This window comes from Lacrimispora struthionigena, from assembly GCF_048627165.1.
Lineage (GTDB): Bacteria > Bacillota > Clostridia > Lachnospirales > Lachnospiraceae > Lacrimispora.
Map to the genome: position 1 here is coordinate 681,358 of NZ_JBMBWP010000001.1, position 17,572 is coordinate 698,929.

Here is a 17,572-nt window from a genome sequence, read left to right on the forward strand (position 1 = left end):
TCTGCTAATATGAAACTATAAAATTAATTGCGTAGTAAAAAGGAGTTATCATGAAATTATCTGAGAAAATCCAGTATTTACGAAAAGAGAATAGCTTTACACAAGAACAATTAGCGGAGCAATGTAATGTGAGCCGGCAGGCAATTACTAAGTGGGAATCAGATATTTCCATACCGGAAACGGAAAAAATAGTTCTTTTAAGCAGAATATTTAAGGTTTCCATTGATGTTTTGTTGAGAGATGAGATTGATATTGATAGGGTGAAAGAAGTTTCTTACTGTGGAAAGAGTCTGGAAATAGAACATAATAGTGGATTATACGAAGGCGCTTTAATTAAAGAAAGTATTACTGACGAAAACATTCTTGACCTGATGGAAATAAAAAAAGTAGAGTTATGGAAGACTGGAGGGAAAACAAAATACTGGACAGTATTGTTTTTTTCTTCAAAACTCAAAAATTTTCCCGAAGAAATTTCAAAGGTAATGAAATCAGGTGATACATCAAACGAGAACTGGTTTGTAGATTTCAAGTCCGACGGAATTAAGTATATCGTTTTCAAGAACCTGATATTAAATTACAGAATTGGAAATCAGGAAGAAAAACGGTTAGTATGTGAACGCTGCAGGGAATTAGGAATTCCGGATAATCAAATGCAATGGTCTGAATAAATTTAGGAGTATTTGCCAATTGAAAATCTCTCCATTTGGTAAATACTCCTTTTTGATAACATTACAATTAAAACTTAATCTTCTTCTCCAGCAACGAAATCCCCTGATACAAAATTGCCGATACAATACACAGAATGACAATGGACATTACCACCAGATCCATCTTAAACACCTGGCTGCCATAAATAATCAGATATCCCAGTCCCTTATTTGCCGCCAGGAACTCACCGATAATTACCCCAACCAGACAAAGCCCGATATTCACCTTCATGTTACTGATAATCAGAGGAACAGATCCCGGAAGCAGCACCTTTAACAGCACATCCTTTTTATTCCCTCCCAGGGAATAAATCAGCTTAATCTTATCCGGATCTGTCTGAGAAAATCCAGTATGGAGTGTCATGATGCACCCAAATACAGCCACAGAGATGGAAGCAACAATAATCGTCTTGATGTTATTGCCCAGCCATACAATCAATATAGGGGCAAGGGCTGATTTGGGAAGACTGTTTAACATCACCAGATACGGCTCCAGAACTTCCGATATGCTGCGGCTGGACCAGAGGAGAACGGCAATCAGGAAGCCGCACACGACTACCAGTACAAAGCTGACCAGTGTTTCCATGACGGTGACTCCGATGTGCATGAAGATACTTTTATCCTTTACCATTTCAAGAAAGCAGATGGTAACTCTGGAGGGGGAGCTGAAGATAAAGTCATTGATGATGCCCAGTCTGGCACACAGCTCCCAGACAGAGAGGAGAAGAACCAGCAGCATGAAGCGCCATACTCTTACGTTTCTGCGGTGCAGTTTCTCTTTTTCAATAAATGCCTGCTGAGCTAACGTAGGGTGTGTCTCAATCATGATTTTGCAGCTCCTTCCATACCTGATTAAAATAAACGGAGAATTCCGGCATGTTTCTGCGGTCCAGAGGCCGGATGTTCTCACTGCCAAAGGAGATGGGAACAACAGCCTTGATTCTGCCAGGTCTCTTTGTCAGGACGATTACCCGGTCTGCCACACTGATGGCTTCAGAAAGGTCATGGGTAATCAGGATAGCAGTTTTATGAGTACTCTTTATGATCGTACTGATATCGTCACAGACGGAGAGTCTGGTCTGATAGTCTAAAGCGGAGAATGGTTCATCTAATAATAGAAGGTCCGGCTCCAGTGCCAGGGTGCGGACCAGAGCAGCACGCTGGCGCATACCGCCGGACAATTCGGACGGTCTTGCATTTTCAAAACTGCCAAGACCGTAAGTATGAAGCATATTATGAAGCTTTTCTCTGGAACTGCTGTTTCGTTTCTTCTGAATTTCCAGTCCAAGCTCAGCATTTCCCATTATGGTGCGCCACTCAAAGAGATGGTCACGCTGCAGCATGTAGCCTATATTAACGCCTGATTCAGACTTTGGTACGCCGTCGATTAAGATATCGCCCTCATCGGGAATCAGCAGTCCGCATAAAAGTGATAACAGGGTCGATTTCCCGCAGCCGGAGGGGCCGACTACAGCAAGGAATTCCCCGTTGTCAGCAGTAAAGGATATATTGGAAAGGGCCAGTGTCTCACCCTCAAGGGAATGATAGGAGTAACTGAGCCCGGAAACTTCCAGTTTTGGTTTCATGGGTCCTCCTTATTTGACAGAATTAACTCTGATATAGTGTTATAATATGTACAAATAAAGGGAGTGTGAAGAAAACTTTGTCCTCTCTCGTAATCGAAACAATTTAAGAAATTCAAATAATAGACGGAAATATCAGAAAAAACAAGAAAAACCCTTGCAATGCCAGGAAAAGGGTGTTATACTATTCAAGATAACAAGAATGTTTGACTGATAGAGAGTGGGCGGAAGTCCACTCTTTCCATTTTGTTTGGAAAGGTGGGAAGAAAATGGCTAAAAGAGAAGAGTATGAGGCAAAAACAGAAAGCTTTTTAATGCCCCTTATGACAGAGAACAATTTTGAACTGGTTGACGTGGAATATGTAAAAGAAGCTGGAAACTGGTATTTACGGGCTTATATTGATAAAGAAGGCGGAATTACAGTTGATGACTGTGAAATTATAAGCAGAAAGCTGGGAGACTGGCTGGATGAAAAAGATTTTATTGCAGACAGCTACATTCTGGAGGTCAGTTCCCCGGGACTTGGCAGACCCTTAAAAAAAGATAAGGATTTTAACAGAAGCATCGGAGAAGATGTGGATATTAAGCTGTATAAGCCTTTGAACAAACAAAAGGACTTTACTGGTACGCTGTTATCCTTTGACAAGGACACTGTAACCATTGCCCAGGAAGATGGAGCAGAGCTTACGCTCAACAGACCGGAGATCGCACTGATCCGGCTGGCATTTGATTTCTAAACAGTAAGAGATATTAGGAGGATAAAAAAATGAATAAGGAACTGTTAGAAGCACTGAATATTCTGGAAAAGGAGAACAGTATCAGCAAGGAGACCCTGTTGGAAGCAATAGAGAATTCCCTCCTTACTGCTTGCAAGAACCACTTCGGAAAAGCGGATAATATTAAAGTCAGCATCAACCGCGATACCTGTGATTTTAACGTTTCTGCAGAAAAAGAAGTGGTGGAGACAGTTGAAGATCCTTTGCTGCAGATCAGCCTGGCAGATGCAAAGATGACAGATCCCAAATACGATCTTGGAGATGTGATTCATTGTCCTATAGACTCGAAAAAGTTTGGAAGAATTGCCACACAGAATGCGAAGAATGTGATTCTGCAGAAGATCCGCGAAGAAGGCAGAAAATCACTGTTTAATGACTGGTACTGTCAGGAGCGGGAAGTCGTTACTGGTATTGTACAGAGATATCTGGGAAGAAACGTCAGTATCAACTTAGGCAAGGTAGACGCCATTTTAAATGAAACGGAGATGGTAAAGGGAGAAGTATTCAAGGCGACAGAGCGAATCAAGGTTTTTGTTCTGGAGGTAAAGGATACACCCAAGGGACCGAGAATTTCTGTATCAAGAACTCATCCGGATCTGGTAAAACGTCTGTTTGAGTCTGAAGTAACGGAAGTAAAGGATGGAACGGTAGAGATTAAGGCAATCGCAAGAGAAGCCGGCTCCAGAACCAAGATCGCCGTAAAATCCAATGACACCAATGTTGATCCGGTAGGTGCCTGCGTTGGTTTAAACGGAGCAAGAGTGAATTCCATTGTAAACGAGTTAAGGGGAGAAAAAATCGATATTATTAACTGGGATGACAATCCAGCTTACTTAATTGAGAATGCACTCAGCCCTGCAAAGGTAATCTGCGTTGTGGCTGACGAAGTATCCAAAGAGGCACAGGTGATTGTACCGGATTATCAGCTGTCACTGGCAATTGGTAAAGAAGGTCAGAATGCAAGACTTGCGGCAAGACTTACTGGCTACAAGATTGATATTAAGAGTGAAACACAGGCAAGAGAACTTGGTCTTTTTGAAGAACTTGGTCTGGAATATCAGGACAGTGCAAACAACGGCAGCAGCTCCTTTGAGGAAGCGTTACAAGGTGAATTTCAGGAAGAAGAGTCCGAAGACAGCTACCAGGAATAATAATTAGGATGTGATGGAGACGTGAGTACAAAAAAGGTACCGCTCAGACAGTGTATCGGCTGCGGTGAGATGAAAAATAAAAAAGAGATGATACGTGTTTTAAAAACTTCGGAAGACAGCTTTGTTCTTGATGGAACCGGGCGTAAGAATGGACGGGGAGCTTATTTATGTCCTTCTATGGAATGCTTCAAAAAAGCGGTAAAAAGTAAGGGATTGGAGCGTTCCTTTAAAATGTCGATTCCAAAAGAAGTTTACGAAGCGTTGGAAAGGGAGATGGAGCAGTTTGGATAACAGACAGAAAATTCTGAATCTGATCGGGCTTGCAACGAAAGCCGGAAAGATTTCAAGCGGAGAGTTCATGACTGAGAAATCCGTTAAGGCAGGAAAAGCATCGTTAGTGATCGTTTCTGAGGAAGCCTCAGACAATACAAGGAAGATGTTTACCAATACGTGTACTTACTATAAGGTACCAATTTATTTCTTTGGAAGAAAGGAAGAACTGGGTCACGCTATGGGTAAGGAGATGAGGGCGTCTCTTGCTGTCGTGGATAATGGGTTTGCTAAGGCAATCGAGAAACTAATGAATACAAATGCAGGTAGTGAGTGTGAGAATGAGCCTTCACATCTACCAGTATGTGCTGCAGAATGTGCACAGAATGGAGGAAAGCATGAGAGTTTATGATCTGGCAAAAGAACTGGGAAAAGACACGAGTAAGGAGATACTGGATATATTGGAAAAACATAATATAAATTTAAAAAGCTCTTCAAACATCACCGATGAACAGGCATCAATTGTAAAAAAAGAAGTAGGCGCAGGAAGGGGAACTTCACCTGCACGTACTGAAACACCAGGCGGCGATGATTCCGAAGCACCAAAGAAAAAAATAGCGGCAGTATTCAGACCGCAGAATGCACAGATGAAACCACAGGGCCAGGGTACATCAAGACCTGCACAGAAGCCTGCACAGAATATGGGACAGAGAGATGACATGCAGAAAAAGACGGAACAGACATCAGAGAATACAGTAAGAGAACATAGTACAGTAACACGTGAAGACAGACCACAGGGAAGCTATCAGGGAAATCGCGAAGACAGACCTCAGGGTCAGGGCGGCTACCAGGGAAACCGTGAAGACAGACCTCAGGGTCAGGGTGGCTACCAGGGAAACAGACCGCAGGGTCAGGGCGGTTACCAGGGAAACCGTGAAGGAAGACCTCAGGGCCAGGGCGGCTATCAGGGAAACAGACCACAGGGTCAGGGCGGCTACCAGGGAAACAGACCACAGGGTCAGGGCGGTTACCAGGGAAACAGACCACAGGGTCAGGGCGGCTACCAGGGAAACAGACCGCAGGGTCAGGGCGGCTACCAGGGAAATCGTGACGGAAGACCACAGGGCCAGGGCGGCTACCAGGGAAACCGTGAAGGAAGACCAGAAGGCCAGGGCGGCTACCAGGGAAACCGTGAAGGAAGACCAGAAGGTCAGGGCGGTTACCAGGGAAGCAGACCTCAGGGTCAGGGTGGTTACCAGGGAAATCGTGACGGAAGACCTCAGGGTCAGGGCGGTTACCAGGGAAACAGACCCCAGGGCCAGGGCGGCTACCAGGGAAACAGACCCCAGGGCCAGGGCGGCTACCAGGGAAATCGTGACGGAAGACCACAGGGTCAGGGCGGTTACCAGGGAAACAGACCCCAGGGTCAGGGCGGTTACCAGGGAAACAGGCCACAGGGTCAGGGTGGTTACCAGGGAAACAGACCCCAGGGCCAGGGCGGTTACCAGGGAAACAGACCTCAGGGTCAGGGCGGTTACGGATACGGAAGACCTCAGGGTCAGGGCGGTTATCAGAATGACAAGGACAGCGATAACACCCGTGGCCCAAGACCACAGGGAGCACGTACCAGCAGAGACGGAGCACCAAAGTCTTTTGACACTCCCATCCAGGCAAAGCCTACCAGCAACAGAGCTACAAAGAATAACTACAAGAATGACAGGTTTGATAAGAGAGATAAAGAAGATGCAAGCAAGGGAAGAACAGCAGCCAAGGGCGGAAAAGCAGGAAAAGCTCCGATTCTGCCTCCGGTTCATGTAGAGCCTAAGGTTGAGGAAATCAAGACCATTATCGTACCTGAGATTTTAACCATAAAAGAACTGGCAGAGAAGATGAAACTTCAGCCATCTGCCATCGTTAAGAAGCTGTTTTTAAAGGGTAAGATCGTTACCCTCAATACAGAGATTGACTTTGAGCAGGCAGAAGAGATCGCTATGGAATATGAAGTACTCTGCGAAAAAGAAGTGAAGATCGATGTTATTGAAGAGCTTCTGAAAGAGGAAGAAGAAAACGTAGAAGATATGGCAGCAAGACCACCGGTTGTCTGCGTTATGGGCCATGTAGACCACGGTAAAACTTCTCTTCTTGATGCAATCCGTCAGACCAGCGTTACCTCCAGAGAGGCAGGCGGTATTACCCAGCACATCGGTGCTTATACAGTTGATATCAGCGGACAGAAAATTACATTCCTCGACACACCCGGCCATGAAGCGTTTACAGCCATGCGTATGAGAGGTGCCCAGTCTACCGATATTGCTATCTTAGTTGTAGCAGCAGATGATGGAGTAATGCCTCAGACAATTGAGGCCATCAACCATGCAAAAGCAGCAGAAGTTGAGATCATTGTTGCCATCAATAAGATTGATAAGCCAAGTGCAAACATTGACAAAGTGAAACAGGAGTTATCCGAGTACGAACTGATTCCAGAAGATTGGGGCGGCAGTACGATATTTGTTCCTGTATCTGCACATACTAAAGAAGGTATCAAAGAACTTCTGGAGATGATTCTTCTGACTGCAGAAGTAAAAGAATTAAAAGCCAATCCAAACCGTCATGCAAGAGGTCTTATCATTGAGGCTGAGCTTGATAAAGGTAAGGGACCAGTTGCTACCGTTCTGGTACAAAAGGGAACCCTCCGCGTAGGCGACACAGTTACAGCAGGTTCCTGCTACGGAAAAGTCCGCGCCATGATGGATGATAAGGGACGGAGAGTAAAAGAAGCAGGTCCATCTACTCCGGTAGAGATTTTAGGCTTAAATGACGTTCCTGGTGCAGGTGATGTCCTCATCAGCACAGAGAATGAGAAAGAAGCAAGAAACTTTGCAGAAACTTTCATCTCTGAAGGAAAGAACCGTCTGTTAGAAGATACAAAAGCGAAGCTGTCACTGGATGATCTGTTCACCCAGATTAAGGCTGGTAATGTAAAAGAACTTCCTATCATTGTAAAAGCAGATGTTCAGGGTTCTGTAGAAGCAGTAAAACAGAGTCTTGTGAAGCTGTCCAATGAAGAAGTTATGGTTAAGGTGATTCATGGCGGTGTTGGTGCCATCAATGAATCCGACGTTTCTCTGGCATCTGCATCCAATGCGATTATCATCGGTTTCAATGTAAGACCTGATGTAACTGCAAAATCAATTGCAGACAGAGAGAAAGTAGATTTAAGACTCTACAAGGTAATTTATCAGGCCATTGAAGACGTGGAATCCGCTATGAAGGGTATGTTAGATCCAATCTTCGAAGAGAAGATCATCGGTCACGCCATTGTCCGCCAGACCTTTAAGGCTTCCGGCGTTGGTACCATCGCAGGTTCTTACGTAATGGACGGTAAATTCCAGAGAGGCTGCAGCGTACGCATCACCCGTCAGGGAGAGAAGATCTATGATGGTCCTCTCGCATCCTTAAAGAGATTTAAAGATGATGTAAAAGAAGTTGCTACCGGTTATGAGTGCGGTCTTGTATTTGAGAAATTTAATGATATTATGGAAGATGACATGATTGAAGCATATGCCATGGTGGAGGTTCCTCGCTAGGAACCATCCCCTGGAACGTTCAAAAGATGAGCCCGTTAAGACGGGCTGGTCTTTTTGAATATGCGGGCAGATAGCGAAAGGAATAAGATGCGTAAAAACAGTATAAAAAATACCAGAATTAATATGGAAGTACAGAAGGAATTAAGCCAGATCATCCGTCTGGAAATCAAGGACCCAAGAATTCACCCAATGACTACCGTTGTTTCGGTTGAAGTAACTCCTGATTTAAAATTCTGTAAGGCATATATCAGCATTCTGGGCGACGAAGAAGCAGGAAAAGCAACCATCGAAGGACTAAAAAGTGCAGAAGGCTACATTCGCCGGGAGCTTGCCCGGAGAGTCAATCTGCGTAATACACCCGAGATCAAATTTATACTGGACCAGTCCATTGAATATGGAGTGAATATGTCCAGACTCATTGACGAGGTTACGAAAGACATCAAAGAGTAAGGAGGTGCCATTGTGAGTTTCCTTGAAACAATTCTCAAAGATGTGAAACATGTGGCGATTATTGGCCATGTAAGGCCGGATGGGGACTGTATCGGTTCCTGTCTGGCTGCTTATAATTATCTGGAAGAAAATTATCCGGATATTCATGCAGTGGTTTATTTAGAGAAACCATCTGTGAAATTTTCATATTTAAAAAATATTGACCGCATTGTCAGTGACTTTAGCAGAGACGAAAGCTATGATCTTTGTATCTGCCTGGACAGCAGTGACACGCTTCGTTTTGGCGAGGCGGTTAAGTACTTAAACGCAGCGAAAAAGAGTCTGTGTGTCGACCACCATATAACCAATATTGGTTATGGGACGGAGAATGTAGTAAAAGGCGATGCAAGCTCCACCTGTGAAGTTTTATATGGTCTCCTTGATGAAAGCAGGATCAGCAAAGCAGTGGCAGAGTGCATCTATACCGGAATTATTCATGATACCGGTGTTTTCAAGTATGACTGTACATCAGCTAAAACCATGGAAATCGCGGGAAAGATGATGGGAAAAGGAATTAATTTTTCCAGCATTATCGATGACAGCTTTTACAGAAAGACTTATATCCAGAATCAGATTTTAGGGAGAGCTTTATTAGAGAGCATCACCTTTCATGACGGCAAATGCATTTTCAGTGCCATCAGCAAAAAAGAAATGGATTTTTATGAAGTCGGCAGCGCCGATATGGATGGAATCATTGACCAGCTAAGAATTACAGAGGGTGTGGAGTGTGCCATTTTTATCTATGAAACAGCATGCAGGGAATATAAGGTAAGCCTTCGTTCCACCACAGAGCTTGATGTAAGTAAAATTGCCGTTTATTTTGGCGGGGGCGGACATAAAAAAGCAGCCGGCTGTACCATGACAGGAAGTGTTCATGACGTGATCAACAATCTGTCGGATCAGATAGCGAAGCAGCTTAATTAGGAGATACAGGCAATGGCAGACGGTATTATTAATGTGTATAAAGAAAAAGGCTTTACCTCTCATGACGTCGTGGCGAAAATGAGAGGTATTTTAAAACAGAAAAAAATTGGTCACACAGGAACCCTGGACCCGGACGCAGAAGGAGTACTTCCTGTCTGTCTTGGTAAAGCAACCAAACTGTGTGACATGTTAACAGATAAAACGAAAACCTATGAGGCAGTTCTCCTTCTTGGCATGGAGACGGATACCCAGGATACTACAGGAACTGTATTAAATACATATCCTGTAGAGGCAGGGGAAGAAGAGGTAAAGGCTGCAGTTATGAGCTTTCTGGGTCATTATGACCAGGTTCCCCCCATGTATTCTGCATTAAAGGTAGATGGAAAGAAGCTTTATGAACTGGCAAGAGCGGGAAAAGAAGTAGAACGCAAGGCAAGACCTGTGGAAATTCTTGATATCCGCGTCGAACGGATGGAACTTCCAAGAGTGACCATTACAGTCAGCTGTTCCAAAGGAACCTATATCCGCACACTCTGCTATGATATCGGTAAGAAACTGGGATGCGGCGGATGCATGGAATCCCTTTTAAGAACCAGAGTGTCAGACTTTGTGTTAGAGGACAGTCTTACACTTTCCCAGATCGAACAGTTACGGGATAATGGCAGCCTGGGAGAGCACATCCTGGCAGTGGACAAGGTGTTTTCTTCCTATCCCCAGCTGGTGATGAAAGAGGAGTTTGATAAACTGGTCCATAACGGCAATCCTTTTATGCGTAACCAGGCAGAAGGAGAATACCAGATCTCTGATGGTCCTGTCCGGGTTTATGACAGCAGCATGGAGTTTATCGGAGTCTATAAACCAAATGGGGAAGGAAGTCTTTTAAAGCCTCAGAAGGTTTTTCTGGGAGGAAGCAGATGATGGAATATATCACTGGGACCAGAGTGTTTCAGATCGAAGAGCCGGCTGTAGTGACTCTGGGGAAATTTGACGGACGTCACAGAGGCCATAAAAAATTATTGCAGCGAATGCTGGAAATTAAGAAAGAAACAGGATACAAGACGGCAGTATTTACATTTGACATGTCTCCCGGCACTCTTGTAAACGGAGTACTCCAGAAGGTAATTACCACCAATCTTGAGCGGAAAAATAATCTGGAGAGAGTAGGAATTGACTATCTGGTGGAATACCCCTTTACCAAAGAAACAGCCAGAATGGAGCCAGAAGAATTTGTAAAACAGATTCTGGTGGGACAGATGAATGCCAGAACCATTGTTGTGGGGACTGACTGCTCCTTCGGATATAAAGGTGCGGGAGATGCGGCACTGTTAGAGCAGTTAAAAAACCAGTATGGCTATGAACTGATTGTGATTCCAAAAGAGCAGGACGAGCACCGGGATATCAGCAGCACTTACGTCAGAGAGCAGCTGGATCTTGGAAATATGGAAAAAGCCAATGAGCTGCTGGGAGAACCATATGCCATTCACGGTGAGGTGGTGCACGGCAACCATATTGGCGGAGCCATCCTTGGATTTCCAACTGCCAACATCCTTCCTCCTCCGGAAAAACATCTGCCTGTATTTGGCGTTTATGTGTCCCGTGTTTACGTAGATGGAACTTATTACGGCGGAATTACCAATATTGGAAGAAAACCCACAGTAGAGGGGATTTCTCCAGTAGGTGCAGAAACTTACATTTTTGGTATAAATCAGGATATTTATGGAAAGACTATAGAGGTACAGCTTTTACACTTCATCCGTCCGGAACGGAAATTTGAGGGGCTTGAGCAGTTAAAAGAACAGATAGGAAAAGACAGGGAACTGGGATTAGAATATTTGAAGAACCTGCCTGGAACAGAAATCACTCAGTTGCAGTAGGAAAAGGGCAGTTTCACCGCCCGTTTCACAATTAAAAAACTTGCGAAGGAAAGTGCATATGACTGACAAAGCATGGAAAGTACTTGGCTTTGCCATCGCCTGCGGGTGTACCGTATGGATGGGAACAGCAGATGTACAGGCCGCAAGAACAGAGACTGACGTCAGGACCGGATCGCCTGTAGCGGGCGTGGAGGTCTATATGGATCAATATCAACAATCCAGAGAGCAGAAGTCGACGGGAAACACGGCCGGTCTTACGCAGGAAAAAGTGAGGTATGGAACCTTCAATACTATTTTTAACAACCTTGGAGTAGCAGTTGTGGAGGATTCCTTGAACATCAGGAAAGAACCAAAGAACGATGCGGAAATCGTAGGGAAATTAAGAAGCCACTCAGGCAGCAGTGTGCTGTCGGAAGAGAATGGCTGGTATAAAATAAAATCAGGGCAGGTAACCGGTTATGTATACGGAAAATACTTAGCCACTGGGCAGGAGGCCAGAGCAATCGCATATTACGATATGCAGCTGATGCTTCGGGTAGACATTGAGACCCTTCGTGTCCGCAAACAGCCTGATACGAATTCAGAAATTGTTGGAAGAATTCATGAGGGCGAAACGTACCGTTACATTTCCCGTAACGGTGGCTGGGCCAAAATTCAATACAACGGACAAATTGCGTATGCTTATGCGCCGGAGAACGCTACCATTGCCTATACCATTCCGGAGGCAGAGAAAAATGGGGATCTGCGAACCCAGGTTGTAAGCTATGCGGTGAAATTCGTTGGAAATCCATACCGCTGGGGCGGAACAAACCCCAACACAGGCGCTGACTGCTCTGGCTTCATTCAATATGTGATGGAGCATGCGGCAGGCGTCCAGCTGGATCGTACCTCCAGGCAGCAGGCTGCCGAGGGACAGGCGATTCCGTCTTCCAGCATGGAACCGGGTGACCTCTTATTTTATGCCAGCGGCAGGGAAATTGATCACGTTGCCATGTATATCGGGCAGGGTAAAATTGTTCATGCGGCCAACCGGAGAAGCGGGATTAAAATTTCCTCCTGGGATTACAGAAGACCGGTTACCATACGACGGGTAATCGATAATTAAAAACGCAGACAGATGTATGACAATGAGTCAGATATCTGTCTGCGTTTCTTGTTAATCTTTCTTTTTTCCCAGATAAGCAGCTTTTACAGATTCATCTGCAAGAAGCTCTTTACCAGATCCTGACATGGTAATTCGTCCTGTTTCCAGTACGTATCCTACATCAGCTGTATGAAGCGCCATATTGGCGTTCTGCTCGATTAAGAGGACGGTTACGCCCTTTTTATTGATCTCCTTAATGATTGAGAAGATATCCTTTACAATCAGTGGCGCAAGACCAAGAGACGGTTCATCCATCATGAGAATTCTTGGGTGGCTCATAAGAGCCCTGGCAACTGCCAGCATCTGCTGCTCCCCTCCGGAAAGGGTTCCGGAAAGCTGCCAGCTTCGTTCCTTAAGCCGTGGAAATAAATCATAGACCCAGTTAATATCCTCGTCCAGATTGTCATTTCTTAAATAAGCTCCGATTTTAATATTCTCAATAACTGTCATATCCGGAAATACCCGGCGTCCCTCAGGAACCAGAGCAATTCCCTTTGCAACAATGTCCGGAGTATCCATACCGATTAATTCCTGTCCGTCCAGCGTGATGCTGCTTCCGGCAGAGGGCTTAGCAAGACCGACGATGGAGCGGAGAGTGGTACTTTTACCAGCTCCGTTTGCACCGATTAAGGTTACAATGCTTTTGTCCGGTACTTCAAAGGAGATTCCTTTTACGGCTTCAATTCCGCCGTAGTTTACTCTTAAGTTATCAATCTTCAGCATCGTCACTCACCCCCAGATATGCTTCAATTACCCGTTCATTATTCTGGATTTCCTCTGGTGTACCCTGTGCAATCAGTTTACCGAAATCCAGAACGTAGATGCGGTCGGAGATCTGCATAACCAGATCCATATGGTGTTCAATCATTAATACAGTCAGGTGGTAGGAATCCCGGATCTGTTTGATGAAATCAGTCAGCTCCTGGGTCTCCTGTGGATTCATGCCTGCAGCTGGTTCATCAAGAAGTAAAAATTTCGGCTCAGTAGCAAGGGCTCTGGCAATTTCCAGACGTCTTTGAAGGCCGTAAGGAAGAGAAGAGGCAATCTCATCCTTTAAATGAAGTAAGTTCTGTTCTTCTAAGAGAGCAGAGGTTTCCTCCCGCATTCTGGCTTCTTCCCTGCTGTTTAAGCGAAGAGTAGCAGAGAATACGTTCTGTTTTGCCCTCATATGCTTTGCAATCAGTACGTTGTCAAAAACAGTCAGCTGACCAAACAGCCTGATATTCTGAAAGGTACGGGCAATTCCCTTTTTCGTGATCACATCCGGTGTATTGCGTACGATGGAGAGCGGTCTTGGTTTTACTTCTCCCAGATACATTTTCTGCATCTTTCCCTTTGGAGTGTTGGAGAGAATGGTCTCGCCCATAAAATCCACCTGTCCGAAGGTGGGCTCATAAATACCCGTCACGCAGTTAAATGCAGTGGTTTTTCCAGCACCGTTCGGGCCGATTAAAGCAACGATTTCTCCCTCATTTACGTCGAGAGTTAAGCCATTTACTGCCACAACACCGCCGAACTGCATGGTAACGTCCTGCATATGAAGTACATTTGCACGGTTTTTTGCTGTCGCTGACATTATGCGTTTTCTCCCTTCTGTGCTTTATTTTTCTTTTTTAATCTGCCAGGGATTCCCTTTATCAGCCGGAACAGTCCATCCCAGGAAAATTCGTTGCTTCCCATAATACCTCTGCGGTAGAAGAGTACAACCGCCATAAGAAGAATGGAGAAGATAACCATACGAAAACCGGAACGGAACAGTGGAATCTGAACGCCTGCAATATAAAGTGGATTGTCAAAGAATCGCAGCCATTCCCTGCCTGCAGTAACCAGGAAAGATCCGATTACGCTGCCGGTAACGCTGCCGATACCGCCCAGAACCACAATCAGCAGAATATCATAGGTCAGGTTAATGGAAAAGGTCTTGGATTCAATGGAACGCATGAAGATGGCCAGAAGACCTCCGCCTACACCAGTGAAAAAAGAGGAAATAATAAATGCCAGCTCCTTATAACGGAACAGATTCAGTCCCATGGCCTGTGCTGCCACTTCATCTTCCCGGAGAGCCTTAAATGCCCGGCCGTAAGAGGAATTGATCAAAAGAACCATTAAAAGGATACAAAGGGCACAAAGTCCGAATGCCACAAACAGGTTTGGAAAGCCAGGAATGCTCTTTAATCCGTAGGAACCGTTTGTCACCTTGTTTAACTGAGGTGCTGCGATTACCGCACGGATAATCTCGGAAAATCCCAGAGTCGCAATTGCCAGATAATCGCTTTTTAAGCGGAGAACCGGAATGCCGATCAGGGCCGCAACTCCTGCAGCAAACAGCCCTGCAATAATCAGTGCAAGCCAGTAAGGGCACTGAAGATTTGCCAGGAAAGGAGCAATGCCATCTACATAATAAACGCTGGCTCTGGTTTCCACCGGAATGGTAAGAATCGCCACTGTATAGGCTCCGATTGCCATAAAACCTGCCTGACCAAGGGAGAAGAGACCAGTAAATCCAGTGAGTAAGTTCATGGAAACAGCTACCACTGCATAAATGGCGCTTCGCTCCAATATAGAGATCTGATAGCTGTACTGGGCACTGTTAGCCTGTAAAAAGCCCAGGATGCCGATGATGAACAATAAGGCGATCAGGGTATAGAGTTTGTTTTTGGAAAATGCTTTCTTTTTCATAGATGACACCTCACACTTTATCGGTTGTCTTCTCACCAAACAGGCCGGTAGGCTTGATCAGGAGAATGATGATTAACAGAACAAAGGTAAATGCGTCGCTGAACGTGGAATAACCCATGGCAACCAGAGCTGTTTCCCCAAGTCCCAGGATAAAACCGCCGATTACAGCGCCCTGAATGCTTCCAATACCTCCGAAAACTGCTGCTACGAAACATTTCAGACCAGGTAAAGAGCCGGAGAATGGAAATACGGTCATACGGTCTGTAAAATACAGGATTGAACCTACAGCAGCCAAAAGAGAACCGATGGCAAATGTAAAGGTGATAACGCGGTTGATCTTGATTCCCATTAAGGAAGCAGTATCGTAATCCTTGGAAACGGCACGCATTGCCATTCCGATTTTTGTTTTATTAATGAGAACGATCAGGGCGTATACAATGATTAAAGTAAGTACTGGTGTGAGAAATGTTACGAAAGATGCGGAAAGGCCGCCAATTTTAAAGATTTTCTTTAAAAACGGAATTTCCGGATAGCCCTTTGGCAGTGCCGTAAATAAGTAAGTAGCCAGGTTCTGCAGCAGGTAAGAAACACCGATTGCAGAAATCATGACGGACATTCTTGGTGCTGTACGTAAAGGACGGTATGCCACCCGCTCAATGGAAACACCTAAAAAGACGGTGATGAGTAAAACGATGGGAATGGCGATATACCATGGAAACGTTGCCATTGCGAAAATCATAAAATAGCCTGCCATCATAAAGATGTCACCGTGTGCGAAATTGATGAGCCGCAGGATGCCGTAAACCAGTGTGTAACCAATGGCAATCAGTGCGTAAGCACCGCCTAAGGAGATACCGGTCAGGCACTGCTGTAAGAAGGTTGAAAGACTCATGTGGCAAAATGCCTCCTATCTGTTTAGTATGGAATATGCATAAAATCAGCCTCCAAATGGAACGAGTGGGGAAAGAAATACGTCCCCACTCATCCGTTCGTGACTGCTTTGTCGCGGTATGTGCGTTTATTTTACTGTAGTTGTTGTTAAGAATTTGAACTTGCCGTCTTCAACGGTCTTGATAAATGCCATATCTTTCTTTGCATCGCCGTTTTCATCAAAGGAAATAGTTCCTGTAACACCGTCAATGGTAACACCCTTTAATGCATCGCGGATTGCAGTACCATCTGTGGAGCCAGCGGTTTCAATTGCCTTCAGAGCACTTAAGTAAGCGTCATATCCAAGAGCTGCAACTGCAGGAATGATTTCGTCCTGTTTCTGCTCCTTTAAGTATGTCTTGAATCCGGAGATGAAAGAAGCTGCTTCATCGTTAGCCGGTTCTGCTTCATCAAAGAAAGTGGAGAGTACGATGCCATTTGCAGATTCGCCTGCATTTTCAATGATGGTTGAGTTCTCCCATGTATCACCTGCAGCGATGGTAGCTGTAATTCCAAGCTCGCGGGCCTGCTTGATAATAAGCGGAGCCGTTGTAATGGAAGATGGTGCAAAGATGATGTCAGGGTTCTGTGCCTTAATGTTGGTTAAAATTGCTTTGAAATCTGTCTGATTGGTCTGGAACTGCTCTTCGCTTACGATGGTTCCGCCAAGTTTTGTAAATGCTGTCTTAAAGAAAGAACCAAGTCCGGAGGAATAATCGTCGCCAAGCTGGGTGATAACAGCCGCTTTCTTTGCTCCGTTGTCATTGGCGTAGTTTGCCATAACAGTTCCCTGGAACGGATCTAAGAAGCATACGCGGAAATAGAAATCGTTGCCCTGAGTAACCTGAGGATTGGTACAGGAAGCTCCGATTGCAGGAATCTTTGCATCTGCAAAGATCTGTCCGGCTGCAATGGATACACCGGAACCATAACTGCCCAGTACAACAGATACTTTTTCGCTGACAAGCTTCTGCGCTGCATTTACGGCTTCTGTCTTATCAGATTTATTATCAACTTCCACTAATTTAACCTGATATTCCTCTCCGCCGATCTTCACAGTGGGGTGAGTCTTGTTTGCATAACGCATACCTAATACTTCCTGCATACCGCCGCCGCCGTTCTCTCCGGTGGTTGGTTCAAAAACTCCGATCTTGATTACCTTCTCACCGTTATCCTTAGCAGACTGGGGACTGGAACTGCATCCGGCGATTACACTGGCGCTTAAGCATGCAACCATAGTCAGTGCAAATACTTTTTTCAATTTCATAATTTTATCCTCCTTTTTGTGTGTCTCATGCAAAAACAAGTGTCTTCCGTGCAGACACACGTTGCATTATATTATAGCAGAAGATGAGAAAAGTGCAAGAAAAAAATGAAAGAAAATAATAATATAAAGTAAATTCTTATTTTCAGAATAAAAATGAAGCCTTAGCAATGGAAGCGTGTACCAACTTCTGG

The 17,572-nt window shown here is 44.9% G+C and carries 17 protein-coding genes and 1 pseudogene; 11 read left to right on the forward strand and 7 right to left on the reverse strand.

Annotated elements, in window-relative coordinates; genetic code table 11:
• The first annotated feature begins 50 nt into the window (after nucleotides 1-50).
• Nucleotides 51-668 carry a helix-turn-helix domain-containing protein gene (locus ACOAOT_RS03165; RefSeq protein WP_420215648.1) on the forward strand — a complete coding sequence of 206 codons (618 nt, stop codon included), beginning with the start codon at nucleotides 51-53 and terminating at the stop codon, nucleotides 666-668.
• 67 nt (nucleotides 669-735) lie between these two features.
• Here the strand turns inward: ACOAOT_RS03165 and ACOAOT_RS03170 are convergent, their stop codons facing one another.
• A complete protein-coding gene (locus tag ACOAOT_RS03170) occupies nucleotides 736-1,533 on the reverse strand; it encodes an ABC transporter permease (RefSeq protein WP_104435541.1) in 798 nt (265 codons plus the stop codon).
• Nucleotides 1,526-2,293: an ABC transporter ATP-binding protein gene (locus ACOAOT_RS03175; RefSeq protein WP_104435543.1), complete on the reverse strand. Its 768-nt coding sequence runs from the start codon at nucleotides 2,291-2,293 to the stop codon at nucleotides 1,526-1,528. Before ACOAOT_RS03175 ends, ACOAOT_RS03170 begins: the two co-directional genes overlap by 8 nt.
• A gap of 266 nt (nucleotides 2,294-2,559) precedes the next feature.
• Here ACOAOT_RS03175 and rimP point away from each other — a divergent pair, with 266 nt between their 5' ends.
• The 10 genes and pseudogenes from rimP to ACOAOT_RS03225 all read left to right on the forward strand — a co-directional run bounded on the left by rimP (nucleotide 2,560) and on the right by ACOAOT_RS03225 (nucleotide 12,466).
• The gene (gene rimP / locus ACOAOT_RS03180; protein ID WP_420215649.1) at nucleotides 2,560-3,027 is read left to right on the forward strand and encodes a ribosome maturation factor RimP; all 468 of its coding nucleotides are present in this window, start codon (nucleotides 2,560-2,562) and stop codon (nucleotides 3,025-3,027) included.
• A 29-nt stretch (nucleotides 3,028-3,056) separates the two neighbouring features.
• Complete coding sequence (gene nusA, locus ACOAOT_RS03185) at nucleotides 3,057-4,217, forward strand: transcription termination factor NusA (protein WP_104435547.1); 1,161 nt, start codon at nucleotides 3,057-3,059, stop codon at nucleotides 4,215-4,217.
• Nucleotides 4,218-4,238: 21 nt separating this feature from the next.
• Nucleotides 4,239-4,508 carry an RNase P modulator RnpM gene (gene rnpM / locus ACOAOT_RS03190; RefSeq protein ID WP_104435550.1) on the forward strand — a complete coding sequence of 90 codons (270 nt, stop codon included), beginning with the start codon at nucleotides 4,239-4,241 and terminating at the stop codon, nucleotides 4,506-4,508.
• Nucleotides 4,501-4,833 (forward strand): annotated as a pseudogene (locus ACOAOT_RS03195) (L7Ae/L30e/S12e/Gadd45 family ribosomal protein); the annotation flags it as partial. The gene rnpM and the pseudogene ACOAOT_RS03195, both read left to right, overlap by 8 nt.
• Before the next feature lie 52 nt (nucleotides 4,834-4,885).
• Entirely contained in the window at nucleotides 4,886-8,074 is a 3,189-nt protein-coding gene (infB, locus tag ACOAOT_RS03200) for a translation initiation factor IF-2 (protein WP_420215650.1), read from the forward strand.
• An 87-nt stretch (nucleotides 8,075-8,161) separates the two neighbouring features.
• Entirely contained in the window at nucleotides 8,162-8,524 is a 363-nt protein-coding gene (gene rbfA, locus ACOAOT_RS03205; RefSeq protein ID WP_104435676.1) for a 30S ribosome-binding factor RbfA, read from the forward strand.
• Nucleotides 8,525-8,536: 12 nt separating this feature from the next.
• Complete coding sequence (locus ACOAOT_RS03210; protein WP_420215651.1) at nucleotides 8,537-9,487, forward strand: DHH family phosphoesterase; 951 nt, start codon at nucleotides 8,537-8,539, stop codon at nucleotides 9,485-9,487.
• A 12-nt stretch (nucleotides 9,488-9,499) separates the two neighbouring features.
• Entirely contained in the window at nucleotides 9,500-10,405 is a 906-nt protein-coding gene (truB, locus tag ACOAOT_RS03215) for a tRNA pseudouridine(55) synthase TruB (protein ID WP_420215652.1), read from the forward strand.
• A complete protein-coding gene (gene ribF / locus ACOAOT_RS03220) occupies nucleotides 10,405-11,361 on the forward strand; it encodes a riboflavin biosynthesis protein RibF (protein WP_420216642.1) in 957 nt (318 codons plus the stop codon). The genes truB and ribF overlap by 1 nt, the downstream gene beginning before the upstream one ends.
• Before the next feature lie 58 nt (nucleotides 11,362-11,419).
• Nucleotides 11,420-12,466: a C40 family peptidase gene (locus ACOAOT_RS03225; RefSeq protein WP_420215653.1), complete on the forward strand. Its 1,047-nt coding sequence runs from the start codon at nucleotides 11,420-11,422 to the stop codon at nucleotides 12,464-12,466.
• A gap of 51 nt (nucleotides 12,467-12,517) precedes the next feature.
• On the opposite strand, the gene ACOAOT_RS03230 is transcribed toward ACOAOT_RS03225, so the two are convergent.
• From ACOAOT_RS03230 to ACOAOT_RS03250, 5 genes are all read right to left on the reverse strand, one after another.
• A complete protein-coding gene (locus ACOAOT_RS03230; RefSeq protein ID WP_420215654.1) occupies nucleotides 12,518-13,228 on the reverse strand; it encodes an ABC transporter ATP-binding protein in 711 nt (236 codons plus the stop codon).
• A complete protein-coding gene (locus tag ACOAOT_RS03235; RefSeq protein WP_420215655.1) occupies nucleotides 13,215-14,081 on the reverse strand; it encodes an ABC transporter ATP-binding protein in 867 nt (288 codons plus the stop codon). The genes ACOAOT_RS03230 and ACOAOT_RS03235 overlap by 14 nt, the downstream gene beginning before the upstream one ends.
• Nucleotides 14,081-15,184: a branched-chain amino acid ABC transporter permease gene (locus tag ACOAOT_RS03240; RefSeq protein WP_420215656.1), complete on the reverse strand. Its 1,104-nt coding sequence runs from the start codon at nucleotides 15,182-15,184 to the stop codon at nucleotides 14,081-14,083. The genes ACOAOT_RS03235 and ACOAOT_RS03240 overlap by 1 nt, the downstream gene beginning before the upstream one ends.
• A gap of 10 nt (nucleotides 15,185-15,194) precedes the next feature.
• Nucleotides 15,195-16,076, reverse strand: coding sequence for a branched-chain amino acid ABC transporter permease (locus ACOAOT_RS03245; protein WP_420215657.1), 882 nt, complete (start codon nucleotides 16,074-16,076; stop codon nucleotides 15,195-15,197).
• 126 nt (nucleotides 16,077-16,202) lie between these two features.
• Entirely contained in the window at nucleotides 16,203-17,381 is a 1,179-nt protein-coding gene (locus tag ACOAOT_RS03250) for an ABC transporter substrate-binding protein (RefSeq protein ID WP_420215658.1), read from the reverse strand.
• Nucleotides 17,382-17,572: the final 191 nt, after the last annotated feature.